The organism is Paenibacillus guangzhouensis (assembly GCF_009363075.1).
Taxonomy (GTDB): Bacteria; Bacillota; Bacilli; order Paenibacillales; family Paenibacillaceae; genus Paenibacillus_K; species Paenibacillus_K guangzhouensis.
Window position 1 is genome coordinate 512,173 of sequence record NZ_CP045293.1, and the last position, 14,482, is coordinate 526,654.

At 49.5% G+C, this 14,482-nt stretch carries 6 protein-coding genes; all 6 read left to right on the forward strand.

Annotation, left to right across the window (positions count from 1 at the left end; genetic code table 11):
* The first annotated feature begins 73 nt into the window (after window positions 1–73).
* The 6 genes from GCU39_RS02260 (at window position 74) to GCU39_RS02285 (ending at window position 14,350) form a co-directional block, all read left to right on the forward strand.
* The gene (locus GCU39_RS02260; RefSeq protein ID WP_152397049.1) at window positions 74–1,234 is read left to right on the forward strand and encodes a Gfo/Idh/MocA family protein; all 1,161 of its coding nucleotides are present in this window, start codon (window positions 74–76) and stop codon (window positions 1,232–1,234) included.
* 49 nt (window positions 1,235–1,283) lie between these two features.
* Window positions 1,284–1,916, forward strand: a complete 633-nt coding sequence (locus GCU39_RS02265) for a ThuA domain-containing protein (RefSeq protein ID WP_152392018.1) — start codon at window positions 1,284–1,286, stop codon at window positions 1,914–1,916.
* Window positions 1,917–1,937: 21 nt separating this feature from the next.
* The gene (locus GCU39_RS02270) at window positions 1,938–3,035 is read left to right on the forward strand and encodes a Gfo/Idh/MocA family protein (protein ID WP_193726734.1); all 1,098 of its coding nucleotides are present in this window, start codon (window positions 1,938–1,940) and stop codon (window positions 3,033–3,035) included.
* A gap of 252 nt (window positions 3,036–3,287) precedes the next feature.
* A complete protein-coding gene (locus tag GCU39_RS02275; RefSeq protein ID WP_152392020.1) occupies window positions 3,288–6,134 on the forward strand; it encodes a discoidin domain-containing protein in 2,847 nt (948 codons plus the stop codon).
* Between the two features lie 8 nt (window positions 6,135–6,142).
* The gene (locus GCU39_RS02280) at window positions 6,143–7,540 is read left to right on the forward strand and encodes a discoidin domain-containing protein (protein ID WP_152392021.1); all 1,398 of its coding nucleotides are present in this window, start codon (window positions 6,143–6,145) and stop codon (window positions 7,538–7,540) included.
* Between the two features lie 291 nt (window positions 7,541–7,831).
* A complete protein-coding gene (locus tag GCU39_RS02285) occupies window positions 7,832–14,350 on the forward strand; it encodes a discoidin domain-containing protein (RefSeq protein WP_193726735.1) in 6,519 nt (2,172 codons plus the stop codon).
* Window positions 14,351–14,482: the final 132 nt, after the last annotated feature.

Sequence of the window (14,482 nt, forward strand, 5' to 3'; positions counted from 1 at the left end):
ATATAATGTTACCAAAATCATGCTTCAAAAATAAGTGAATGGCAGGGCAGGGCCCACCAAGGAGGTCATGATGATGAAATCGTATCGCGTAGGTATGGTCGGTTATAAATTTATGGGAAAGGCGCACAGTCATGCTTACCGGGATTTGCCGATGTTCTTCCCGCAAGTTGCGGTACCGCAGATGAAGTTGATTTGCGGAAGAAATGAAAGCGATGTCAGTTCTGCGGCTTCACAATTTGGTTGGGAAGGGTACGTGACGGATTGGCGCAAGCTCGTCTCGCATCCGGAAATCGATATCGTCGATATTAATGCACCTAGTGATTCGCATAAGGAAATAGCTATTGCAGCGGCGAAGGCCGGCAAGCATCTCTTCTGCGAGAAGCCGCTTGCCCTAACCCTTGCAGATTCTAGGGAAATGCTAGCGGTAGCCGAGGAGGCTGGCGTGAAGCACATGGTCGGCTTCAACTATCGCTTCGCTCCAGCGGTGCAGCTCGCGAAGAAACTGCTGGACGAAGGGCGCCTCGGGCAGATCTATCACTTCCGTGCGTGGTTCCTGCAGGATTGGATCGTCGATCCATCCTTCCCGCTCGTCTGGCGGTTGCAGAAAGAAATCGCTGGCTCGGGGTCGCATGGCGATCTAGGTGCACACTTGATCGACCTCGCCCATTACCTGATTGGCGATATGCAAGAAGTCATCGGGATGAGCGAGACGTTCGTGAAGGAGCGGCCGCTGCCTTCATCCATGACGGGTCTCAGCGCCAAGGGTAGCGCGGACGCGCCACTCGGTGCTGTTACCGTCGATGACGCGACATTATTTATGACGCGATTTGCGTGCGGTGCGCTTGGCAGTTTCGAAGCGACACGCTTCGCCCCGGGGCACCGCTGCACGAATTCTTTTGAGATCAACGGCAGCAAGGGCAGCGTGAAGTTCGACTTTGAACGGATGAATGAATTGCAGGTCTATTTCACGAGCGACGATGAGGATGTGCAGGGCTTCCGCCGCGTGTTAGCGACAGATCCATCGCATGCCTATATGGACGCTTGGTGGCCGCCGGGCCATACGATCGGCTACGAGCACACATTTATCCATGAAGTGGTCGAGCTGATGCGTGCGCTTGCGGAAGATCGCCAACCGATGCCGAATTTCGTGGACGGAGTGAAATGCCAGCAGGTTCTCGAAGCTGTGGAGCAGTCGATTGCCGAGCGGCGTTGGGTGAACGTTAACGAATTATGATGTGAATCGTACTAATATTAGATCGATATCGAGAGGAGCTAACGGATCGATGAGTAGAGAAGCACTAATTATATGGGGCGGCTGGGACGGTCATCAACCGGAGGAAGTGGCAGGGATTTTCGAAGGCTTGCTGCGTGAATCAGGCTTTAAGGTTGAACTATCGGATACGCTCGACAGCTTGAAGGATCGGGAGCGATTAGCTAAGGTCGATTTGTTCGTGCCTGTCTGGACGATGGGGACGATCGAAAAGGATCAGCTGGAGCCGCTGTTGTTCGCGGTGAACGAAGGCGGTACGGGAATCGCCGGATGTCATGGCGGCATGGGGGACGCTTTTCGCAATGAAACCGAGTTTCAGTATATGGTAGGCGGTCAATGGGTCGCGCATCCCGGCAATGATGGGGTTACCTACACTGTGCGCATGAAAGATCGTCAATCGCCGCTGACCGAAGGCATGGAGGATTTCGTCGTTGTCTCCGAGCAGTATTACATGCATGTGGACCCGGCGGTTAAAGTCCATGCCGTGACGGATTTCGGGGATGTGGAGATGCCCATTATCTGGACGAAGACCTACGGCGCTGGAAAAGTCTACTATAATTCGCTCGGCCACCAAGCGGACATTGTCCGGATGCCTCAGACGCTCGAATTGATGCGCCGGGGGTTGCTGTGGGCGGCAAGAGCCTAACGGAGCGAGGAGGAGAACGTGATGACAACAATCAAAGTCGGCATTATCGGCTGTGGAAACATTAGTTCAATTTATATGGAAAACATTCCTAAATTCACCCATCTCGAACTGGTCGCGTGTGCGGATCTCGATCTGAGTCGTGCCCAGGCAAGAGCGGAGCAGTACAACATTGCCAAAGCCTATTCGGTGGAGCAACTCCTCGCAGATACGGACATCGAGATCGTAATCAACCTGACGATTCCAGCTGCGCATGCTTCGGTTTGCTTACAAGCGCTTGAAGCGGGCAAGCATGTGTACGTCGAGAAGCCGCTCGCTGTAACGCGCGAAGAGGGGCGGCGAATTCTAGACTTCGCACGCAGCAAAGGGCTGTTGGTCGGCAGTGCGCCGGATACATTCCTCGGGGGAGGCATCCAGACCTGCTTGAAGCTGATCAATGATGGATGGATCGGCACGCCAGTTGCCGCGACAGCGTTCATGATGAGCCGAGGCCATGAGCATTGGCATCCGGATCCGGAATTCTATTACCAGCAGGGAGGAGGCCCGATGTTCGATATGGGACCGTACTACTTGACGGCGCTCGTCGCGCTGCTCGGCCCCATTCGGCGAGTGACCGGTTCGGCGGGTATTAGCTATCCGGAACGGACGATTACAAGCGCCAAAAAATACGGCCAGACGATTCAGGTCGAGACGCCGACGCATATCGCAGGTGTGCTGGATTTCCACAGCGGCGCTATTGCAACACTGGTTACAAGCTTCGATATTATCGGGGGGACAGAACTGCCGCATATTGAAATCTACGGGAGTCAAGGCTCGCTCCGCGTGCCTGACCCGAACGGATTTGGTGGGCCAGTATACTTCCGCAGAGCTGGGACGGATTGGGAGCCTGTTCCGATCAGTCACCAATATACGGACAACAGCCGTGGGTTAGGGGTTGCAGCAATGGCCCAAGCGATCATCGCTGGCGAAATGGATCTGCATCGTGCTAACGGTCAGCTTGCTTATCATGTGCTTGAAGCGATGCACGGCTTCCACGATGCATCGGCCTCCGGCGTGCACTACCAGATGGAGAGCAGCTGTGATCGACCATTGCCGCTGTCGCCTTATTTTAAGTTCGAGTAAAGGGGTAAGCACTCTTCATCGTAGAACGTCGTTCATATCCCCTTGGGGATGAGCGGCGTTTTTTTTGGCTGCAGCGAGCCACCATCTCCTTCCAACACACGTAACATGCGAAGACATTTGAATTTTCATAGAACTGATGAAGATTCTTATATGATTCCGCACCGCGAGATCAATATAATGTAGAAGTTTAGGAAGGGATCGAGGTGATCACTGCGAGGCGAATTCCAAAACCGATGAAAGGTGGTGTATCTATTGTTGAAATCGCTGCTTTGCAGTAAAACATTCGCATTCAAGCTTCTGACGATAATGGTCTTTATCGCCGCATTAGCGTTTATGCTGCAATCAAATCCGGTGCGCGCTGCAACGAATTATACCCAGAGTATGGAGACGATCAATGGTATGAATTATACAATGATTACAGTTCAATATAGCGGAGAAGATGCTGGACCTGCCGTAGCAGAAGCCATCGCTGCCGCAAAAAGCGGGCCCAAGCCAGTAATCCTGGATTTCCCCACAGGCACGTATCACTTTAAAGATGCATCTGCGGTTATAGCAGAGTATTACGTGTCCAATACCGCGAGTCTTAACAGGAATCCGGATGGAGCCGCTAAAAAGGTAGCCATCTTGATGAAAGACATCCAAGACCTGACCATCCGTGGAAATCACTCTACCTTCATATTTCATGGCGTCGTTACGCCAATCGTATTTGATCATGTTACAAATGTGAAGATGGAGGATGTTAGCTTTGATTTTAAGCGGCCGGTGGTGTCTGAATTGACGGTACGCGCTGTGACCGGCACTTCGATCGAAGCGGATATTCATGAGGATTCGTTGTACAGCGTATCGAACAACCAGTTTAAATGGACCGGCGAGGTGGATCGCAGCGGCAATCCGCTGGATAACTGGACTGCTCGCGGTTATGCAAATATTACGCAAGTCCAGGAGTACGACCCGGTGACCAAAGAGACATGGAGAAGATCGAATCCCTTATCGGGCGTGACGAGCGCACAGGATTTGGGGAACAGACGAGTGCGGTTTCATTATAACAGCGCTCCTAGCCTAACCGTCGGGAATACCTTCCAGTTCCGTAACGATATTCGCAAGGAACAAGGCGCCTTCATCTACAGAAGCAAAGATGTGACGTGGACGGGGGTCAACTTCCATGCAGCTCCTGGTCTGGGCATCGTCTCCCAATACAGTGAAAATCTAAACTTTGAGCATTTTAATTTCGCGCCGAGAGCGGGAAGCGGCCGTACGAACGCATCCATGGCGGATTTCATGCAGTTCTCGGGGTGCAAAGGCGAGATTAAGGTAAATAATTCGAATTTTTTCGGAGCCCATGACGACCCGATCAATGTTCATGGCACGCATTTGATGATCGTCGATAAGCCATCGCCGAATCAGATCAAAGTACAGTTTAAGCATGATGAAAGCTGGGGCTTCGATGCGTTTGCGGTGAACGACACGATTGATTACATTAACGCCTCAAGTCTGCTGGTGGTGGACCATGCCGTGGTGACAGCTGTTACACGCGTAGACAATTACAATATTCTTTTGACACTGGATAGAATTGTACCTGACCTAGTCACTGCCAACAAGGATGTGGTCGAAAACGCAACCTGGACACCAAATGTCACAATAACAGGCTCTACGTTCGAATCCGTACCAACGCGAGGCATTCTGGTGACGACGCGCGGGAAAGTGTTGATCGATCACAATACATTCCATCGAACGAAAATGAGCGCAATATTAATTGCCGACGATGCAAGCAGCTGGTATGAATCGGGCATGGTTAGAGATGTGACCATTAGCAACAATAGGTTTCATAATACGGGAAATGCAGTCATCGACGTCGACCCGAGCACGTCCTCCACGGATCCGACTAAAACGGTACATAGCAATATCCGGATTGACGGTAACACCTTTAAGATGGACGGCACCACAACGATTCAGGGCAAAGGCGTCGATGGATTCAGCTTTACGAATAATGTGATCGAGGAAGGCGGACTCAGCCTGGATTTGAGAGGCTCCAAATCCGTTGCCGTTGCAGGCAACACTTTCGCGCAGAGCGGTGTAACCAAGAGGGTAAATTTCTACAACATGTATTCGAATTACGATGCTGTCGATCCGGAGCAAGGGTTTGTTGTCTCGAGAACCAATGATATGGCACCGGTGTCGAATGATATTCCATGGTACGCGATGTCTGCAACTGCAACCAGCCAGATCGAAGGGCATGACGCGAATCAAGCCGTTGACGGCGAAGGCGCATCCTTCTGGCAGTCGGAGTTGCTGCCTGCGGGGAACCTGCCGCAATCGATTACGCTTGAATTTGGTGGAAGTTATACGATTTCGAAATTGAGATACATGCCGAGGTTGGACGGACAATCATTAGGAATGATCACATCGTACAGGATCGAAGCAAGTACGGACGGAGTCCACTTCACTGAAATCGCAAGCGGTGCATGGGCGAATGATATGACAGAGAAGACGGCGGCGTTCGCACCGGTCTCAGCCAAGTACGTAAAGCTTACAGCAATTTCAGCCTCAGGGAATAGGGCTGCTGCCGCAGCAATCAACGTCGAGCGGTATGTTCACAGCATCGAGGGCGAGAGCGGCAAGATAAGCGGAAATGCGAAGATCGGGAATCTATCTGCAGCTTCCGGCGGTCAATATGTCGGGAATATAGGCAATGATTCGAGCAGCTTCGTGACCCTACAAGCGAATGTACCTGTTGCTGGTATGTACAACATGAATATATATAGCGTGTTATCGGGAACGAGATCTTTTTTGGTTAGCGTGAATGACGGGGTTCCGCAGGAAGTCAAAGTGACCGGCAGCTCATGGACCCAAGTTGCGTCTCCCGCATCGCTGACGATACCACTCCTAAGCGGTAACAACACGATTAAATTCTATAACGATGCTGCTTATGCGCCGGACCTCGATCGAATCGTTCTCTCTGAAGTTGTCTCGGTCGATAAGAAGCTAAAAAGTATCCAAACCCCCAAAGCGATAACGGGCGTGGCAATCGGAACAGCTAAGACAGCGGCAGCCCTTGGATTGCCCGGGAAATTATCGCTTCTAACTTACGGGGGAAGGTAGACGCCAATGTGTCATGGGATATAAGCGGCGCAACCTACGATCCAAAGAAGATAACCGCGCAGACGTTTATCGTAACAGGTACCGTAACCCTGCCAGCTGATATCATGAATCCGGATCATATTCCATTGACTACAACGATCAGAGTCACGGTCGACCGCATTCCGCAGTCTCAAATGAAGGCCTCGGCGACAAGTCAGGAAACGGCCAGTGAAAATAATGCCGCATCGATGGCGATTGACGGAAATCCCCAGACGATTTGGCATACCAAGTGGGATAAATCCGATGTTCTTCCGCAATCGATTACCTTGAACCTCGGCGGAACTTACAAGATTAACAAGCTGTCATACTTACCGAGGGCAGGAGGCGGTAATGGCAATATCACAGGTTACAATGTCTATGTAAGTACAGATGGAGATACCTTTACGAAGGTGGCGAGCGGGAATTGGGTGAATGATGCGTCGGAGAAATACGTCTCGTTGACCGCAACAATTGCATCTGATGTGAAGCTAGAAGCAACGGCAGGGGTGAACGGATGGGCATCGGCGGCGGAAATCAATGTATTGGTAAACGGAGCCGATGTGCCTCAGACGACGATCGTAGGTCCTAAACAGCTAAGCCCTGGCCAAACATTTGATCTGACGATCGGACTAAGCGGTGTTACGCAGAGTGTGTATCAAAAAATGTATGCGCAAGATGTGACGCTGCACTATGATCCGTCGATGATGAAGCTCGATTCGGTCACGTCCATGAAAGATGGATTTCAGGTCATTAATCAGAAGGAATCGGTGCCGGGACACGTGCGGGTTGTAGCTGCGAGCGTAAGCGCAAACCAAGGCGTGCAAGCGCAAGGCGATGTATTGAAATTCAAATTTACGGTGAAATCTGCTGCACAGGCTGCCGTAACAACGATTTCGGTAGGCAACGCTGTTATAGCCAACGGGGAAGGGAACGAGCTGGAGGTTGGAGGAGCGACCAACGCGCTGCATATCAGCACGCAAATAGATAAATCGCTCTTGAATGCTGCAATTGCTAGTACTCAGGCTAAGCACGATGCAGCTGTGGAAGGAAATGAGCATGGAATGTATGCGAAGGGCTCTAAAGCTCAACTTCAGTTGGCAATCGATGCGGCGATAGCGACAGCGAACGATCCAAATGCAACACAGCAGCAGGTGGACAGCGTGAAAACCCGATTAGAAGCAGCTGTTCAAGTGTTCGAAGCGAAGAGAATCTCCGCGGATGTCAATGGAAAAGACGGCATCACGGTCGGAGACCTCGCAATAGTTGCAGCAGGGTACGGCAAGCAAGAAGGTCAGCCGGGTTGGAATGCGAAAGCGGATGTCAACCATGATGGTAAAGTGGATATCGAAGACCTCGTGATCGTAGCGAAGGCCATATTACAATCATAATGAAAGAAGCCAGCGGTCCCATTGTAAGTGGGATCACTGGCTTTTTTTTCGTGCGGCAGAATCGAGAATATCACAATCTTAATGAAAAGTGCTTATTTTAAAGACTCGTCATAACCAATTATCAGAGGAAGATCACATTTTTTCTGTATTAAAGATTTGTCAGATCCACTAATGTGAAATTGCAATCATATGACCTCATTTTTTGAACACAGAGGAGGATGCTTATCGATACATAAGTGAATGGCAAGCCATCGTGCGGAAGTTAGAGAACAAAGGAGGAATAGGGTACTTATGTTGAAAATCAGCACTAAATTCACTTCTAGCGTATTGGCAACCGCAATGCTCTTTGGATCATTCATGATTGGCTTTCCCGGTACGAAGGCATACGCACAACAAATAACAGGAAGCGCTCCGTTTATTAACTCGTGGTTGGTATCCGGTCCTTTCGATTCGCCAGTCGCGGACAATATCTATGCATGCCAAGCCGGCGAAGTCATTAATCTTGCGCCGCTGGCATCTGAAATAACAGCATCATCATCGACGCTCGCTGTGAATCCCGTTTCTTACGTAGTGGACGGCAGCACCAAGAAACAGTGGGTGACTGAAAATGATTCCAGTCCTTGGGTCAACTTGAAATGGAAGGATCCGATTGCGATCAATGAAGTGAAAATCGCGCAATGGGGCGATTCGCGTCACGTGAACAACTGGTATCATCTGACCTTTACGCTGGAAGATGGGAGCAAGTTCGAGTCCGGAAAGGTGAATAGCACGTCTTCCAGCTCTGCCGAGCCGACGGTGTATACGATACAGCCAGGGCTGAAAAAGGTCGTCGAGATGAAGGTTGAGATTGATAAGGGGCGTACGCCATATCCATCGATTACCGGTATTTCAGAGATCGAGGTCTATCAACACGCCTCAACGGAGCAGATTGACAGACCAATGGACGGTAACTGGGCGAGAGCAGCCATCGCGACTTCAAGCTCCACATGGAAAACTGGTCCTGCTGATTTTCCGACAGGAACAGATGCTTCTAATGCTCTTCCCAATTTTGCTATAGATGGCGATAAGAACACCAATTGGATCTCTCAAATGCATGATACCGCTGGAGCTCCCTCGACTTGGCCGAAATGGGATCCTGCACCAACCTTGTATTTAACCTGGAAGCAGCCGATCAAAGTGAAACGAATTGAGGTCTTTGACCGCTATAATTCCGCCTGGCCTCCTAACACGTCAGATGTCCAAAAGGTTAATTACACGCTAAAGGACGCGAGTGGGAATATTCTAAAGACCGGTGTCATCACCGATATCGATCCTTTAGGGCAAGAGCCTGGTGCAGCTGAGCTTGAACAGCCTGTAAACAATGTTGCCAAGGTTGAACTGCTGATTGTACACGACGGACAGAAAATTCTTAAAAATGTCGGTCTCGGCTTTACGGAAGTCAATATTTTTGATGGAGACGGTATCATTCCGCCGGAGAATCAGGAACCGGTAGGAGGACATATTACACCAAAAGTCGGAGAAATGATTGCAAACAGTAAAAAATGGGAGTACTTTGACGACCGTCTCTGGAATCGAAATTATGACGATTATCAAGATTTGTACGGTTATTTTACAGTCAAAAAAGGTGTCGATACGAGAAACAAATATGTATACGCGCACACTTACATCTACAGTCCGGTCGAGCAGCAAGCGTATTTCAATGTAGGCGCCAGCGGATCTTATCGGCTGTATGTCAACGATCGCTGCGTATCTTCGCCGACCACGCCTGTGGAATTGCAGAAGGATTTGACGAAACAAGCTATCCAGTTGAAGCAGGGCTGGAACAAAATGATGATTCAAATCAAACATACGTTCACCGAAGATGTGAATGCCAACAATGTTCCGATCGGGGCAGATCAGAATGTGGCCTATCTTGGGTTTTATGGACGCGTCACAGATCAGAACGGTAACCGGATCAACGGAATCATGAATTCGGTGGAAGGGGATGCCAGCTCCCTCAAAATCGTCTCGCAAGGGCTATCGACCGAGGATGCCGTTAAAACACCTCTTCCTACCCAGAACATGCCCATTGGTTACAAGGAATGGCCTTATGTATGGAATAAATCAAAAACAAGCAATAAATACGGTGTCGCAGCATCGGCATTCCAATTTATGGCGAGCGGAGGCGCACCTGGTTATACGTGGAGCATTGTAGAGGGGAAATTGCCTGAAGGCTTGGAACTCAAAAGCGATGGTACCATCGCGGATGGGTTAGTGAATGGCAATGTTGATCTGAGCAGCAGCAAAGGCATCATCAGCATGGGCAGCGAGCCGGGGGACTATCCATTTACCGTACAAGTCACAGACAAAGATGGAAATAAGGCAACGAAGAAGATGACGATTACCGTCAAGGAACGCCCCAATAAATGGTTCGAAGAGGGTAGGGTTGGCGCGTTAAGCCACACGATTGTTACGTACCCTTACTTCGTTGATCCGAATTTCTCCGCCGATTTATGGGCTGAGCGGGCCAAACGTCAGGGACATTCCCTCGTCTCGATTGAAGCGTTGCAACAAAATTATTATTGGCCGTCTAAGTTTGCAGACCCACAGCATGAACGGCAGAAATATTACCCGAAAGATGAAAATGGCAAAGTGATCGACGGATTAAAACAGTTTGAAGAAGCTGTCAAACGGTACGGTATGAAATTCGGCTTGTATTATGCAACGGAGGGCGGCGGCTTGCAGCACTATTCTACAGATGTGTTTGTACAGAATGTCGAGGATCTGATTAAGCGTTACGATCCGGCATACCTCTATTTCGATGGTCCACAAGCTATGCCTAATGCCAATTATGACGTGATGTACAGTAATGTTCGTAATTACAGCGATGACATTATTATCAATTCCAATGCATGGGGCGAAGAGTATGGAGACCCCGACTTAAGAACAGCCGAAGCCAGCCATATTTACGCCAATACTGGCGCAAATCATCTCGTCAAACGTACCCCTATGGAGCCGTGGAAGTCGGTTCACACGAAGAACAACTATACGCCATACTATGCGAAACGCGATGATTACCGTCAGGTTGCCAAAGAAATGATCATGAATGCCGGCAGAGGTTATGTGGATAACAATGACCAAATGCCATTAATGAGCCGTGGAACGAACTGGGATTCGCCAGAAGATGTTACAACAAGATACCCTAAATCCATTCAAGAATTCATTGATGTGCGCGAAGGGCTTGCGAGCTGGTTCGCACCAGAGGGCAAGCCGGAACGACATGAGTCTACGACGGGCACCATGCCCTATTACCTCGCTGACTATGGTTACGTGGACGATGGCAAAGGCAACTATGAGAAATTTGCATTCCCGAACGGTACGACCGGTCCGCAGTGGGGTTATGCAACATCTCGAGACAATAATGTGTATCTTCATATTATGAAGGGTCCTGACGGCAAAAAAGGGCTTGATGCGATTGCCGGAAAGTCTTTGACCATTCGTCCGGTTAAGGATCATGTGACATCGGTAACTTGGCTGAACGAGAACGTGCCTGTTACTTCGTTCATCCAGACGGGGGACAGCTTGACCATCAATCTAACCAACGTACAGGAAGATGCCATTGATACGATTATCAAGATCGAAACAGATAATCCGAATCGCAACTATAAGCTTTCGAACGTCAATGCAACGGGAGAACAGGTAACACCTTCGTCACTCCAAATCCATGCTGAAGGCTATATGACATTCCCGGCGCTCAAAGCTCCGCTGTCCGGTTTGACATATCAAAGTGCAAATCCTAGCATCGCAGCGGTGAACGGTAACGGGATCGTGACGCCGGTATCGAATGGAACAACAACGATCACCGTACACGGTACTTACGAGGGAGTAACGAAACAGGATACATTGAAAGTAACAGCAAGAGACGGCAAAATTTACGTTGGCGAGAGCATGATCGGCGCAACCTTGCTTGTCAATGATAAGGAATCCTATGGCGAATTCCGTACGTTAGACAAACTTCGCTATCAAATCGAAGGAAGATCAGTGAAAGGTGGAGCCATCGGACTGGATGCCGCGCAAATTGTATGGCATGGCGGTATCGTCGATCTGAAAGCGGGCGATAAATATAAACCGGTCGTGATCCAAGAAGTAAATACGTTTACTTTCAATAAAAATGAAATCATAACGCCATATGTAGAACAACCTGCACGGGGAGTTATTTGGGCTGATGTAACGCAGGGCGGCAAGACATTTACAACAAATAAAATTTTCATGGACCTGCTGCCGTATCAAAATCTTGCAAAGACAGCTGAAATTACAGCTAGCCATAATCAAGCTGCAGTCAGTCAATTGGTTGATGGCAAAGCGATTGACGGCATTCATATTGATCAATCCAAATGGTCGGTGGCGGCAAATGAAAAGGCTTGGGTTCAATTTAAACTGCCGAAGAAGTCCGAGATTGCGAGTGTAAATATCAATTTTAATTCCTTAGAACAAAATTATGTCAATACGCCGAAAACAATCAAGATTCAAACGAGCGAGGATGGCACGGCATGGAAAGATGTCAGCACCGTGAACGGCCCGACGGGGAATGCTTATTTTGGATTCTATAACCAATATCCGATTAACACCTCCGCGCAATATGTCAAACTTGTATTTGACGGTGGTTCGAATGGAACGACGATGGATCTATTGGAAGTGGCTGTGAATGGTATCGATGCGTCCAATATGTTTGATCGTTTGGATTACGAGTTCAAGACGGTAAACCAAACGTCAGGCAAATATGACATTAAGGCTTATACAGGCGCGGGAAATCTGATTGACAAAGATATCGAGGTCGCCATTACAAGCGGTAACCCGAATGTGATTACGGTGGATCCTTCGAACCTGATCACGGCTGTGTCTGAAGGCATGGCCAAAATCAAGATTCGTGTGACGGTCGGCGGACGTTCGATAGAGAAAGTAACCTATTTATACGTTGATAAGACGGGACAAATCTATCAGGGCTCCTATTTAGACAAAATCAACGTTGCGCTGAATAAATCGACAATCCAACCGAATGAACCGATTGTTGCTGCCGTTGAGGGCTTATTAAATACGGGAGAAAAAGCGGATTTGTCCAGAGCTTCGGTTGAATATCAACTCAGCGATAAAAGGCTTTCCGTTGTTGAAGGCAGCAATACGCTCGTGGTGAAAGGCGATGTCGGGCCTGGATTTAAAGCGACCGTTGCCGTAAAGGTGATATTAGACGGGGTGACCGTTATTAGCGATCCGATCACCATTACAGCGACTGGAAATATTGTCCCTCAATCGCAAATGACAGCAACGGCGACAAGCCAAGAAACGAGCAGCGAGAATAATACAGCATCCATGGCGATTGACGGGAATCCGCAAACGATCTGGCATACCAAGTGGGATAAATCCGACGTTCTTCCGCAATCGATCACTTTAAACCTTGGAGGAACCTACAAAATCAACAAAATCACTTATCTGCCAAGGCAGTCAGGCGATAACGGAAAGATTACAGGCTATAACGTTTATGTCAGCACCGACGGTGTAACCTTTACCAAAGTCGCCAGCGGAAATTGGGCGAATGACAGTGCAGAGAAAACCGCAAGCCTTACAGGAGCGAACGCAACGCATGTTAAGCTTGAAGCGACGGCGGGCGTGAGCGGCTGGGCATCTGCTGCGGAGATTAATGTCTTTAAAGCCGATGAAGACATCGTAAAATCCATCGTGGATTACAAATCGGTTGCCGTGGATACGAACGTCGGCGTCATCCCTGTACTTCCGGTACAGGTGGAGGCTGTATACAACGATGGTACCACAGGGCTTGTAGACGTTGTTTGGGAACCGATTACGAAAGAGATGGTTGCCAAAGCGGGCGTATTTACCGCTCAGGGAACGGTCGTGGGCAGTTCCGTCAAAGCAAAAGCAACTTACAGAGTCACGGGTCAACTGGCCGAATCGTTTACGCTCAGTCTAAACCAACCGTCCTACAACATTGCTATTGGCGATACGCACCAGTCTGTCGTGACGGCGACTTACAAGGATTCCGGTACGGTGAAGGATGTGACTTCGCTTGCCGTATTTGCGACAGCGGACGGGACGATCGCTGCCATTGATCACAAAGGGGTAGTGACCGGCATCGCGGAAGGAAGCACAACAATCAGCGCATCCTATGGCGGCGAAACGGTGACGGCGCAGGTTCACGTAACCAAGAATGACGTGCAGCAAACCGCTGTAAAGTTGACGGGTCCGGCTTCGGTCATGAAGGGCGATCCGTTTATCGTGCGCCTCGGACTGAAACAAGTGCAAGAACCCATCTTCGCGCAAGATATGATGATCCAGTACGATCCGAAGCTCTATGAATTCAAGGATGCGGTTGCCATGCGCGACGGCCTGACGGTCTATACACAGCCATCGCAGACACCGGGGCAGCTTCGTTTGATTATCGCAAGTCTAGGGTCAGACCATGCGGTCGCGAATGATGCCGATGTGGTAGAGCTGAAATTCGTCGCGAAGCAGGTAGCGCAAAGCACAAGCGGATCGCTTGCCGTTACAAGTGCAACGATCGGGGATGCGGAAGGTCAGGAGCGTCAGGCGCTTCCGGCATCCGTAACCGTTGAAGTAACAGCGGCGCCAGCATTACCGGGCGACGTTAACCAAGACGGCAAATACTCGATTGCCGACCTTGCCATGGCTGCTGCGCATTATGGCATGACCCAACAGCATCCGGATTGGAGCAAATTCAAGACGGCCGACGTGGACGGTAATGGCGTCATCGATATTGTTGACCTTGCGGCGATTGCGAAGAAAATTATTGAAGCTTAGCTTCTGATCGTAGAAACGTCCGGACATCATGGTGTCCGGACGTTTACATTTTCAACTCCAGAAATCATCAATTTCATGAAATGTATCTTTTTTAGTGAACCGAACTTTTTATTTATTAGAGGAAACTATACT

What these genes read in the sequence shown, in the direction of transcription:
- GCU39_RS02285 (WP_193726735.1), top strand. Translation starts at nt 7,832, where the DNA reads ATGTTGAAAATCAGCACTAAATTCACTTCTAGCGTATTGGCAACCGCA.
- GCU39_RS02270 (WP_193726734.1), top strand. Translation starts at nt 1,938, where the DNA reads ATGACAACAATCAAAGTCGGCATTATCGGCTGTGGAAACATTAGTTCA.
- GCU39_RS02260 (WP_152397049.1), top strand. Translation starts at nt 74, where the DNA reads ATGAAATCGTATCGCGTAGGTATGGTCGGTTATAAATTTATGGGAAAG.
- GCU39_RS02265 (WP_152392018.1), top strand. Translation starts at nt 1,284, where the DNA reads ATGAGTAGAGAAGCACTAATTATATGGGGCGGCTGGGACGGTCATCAA.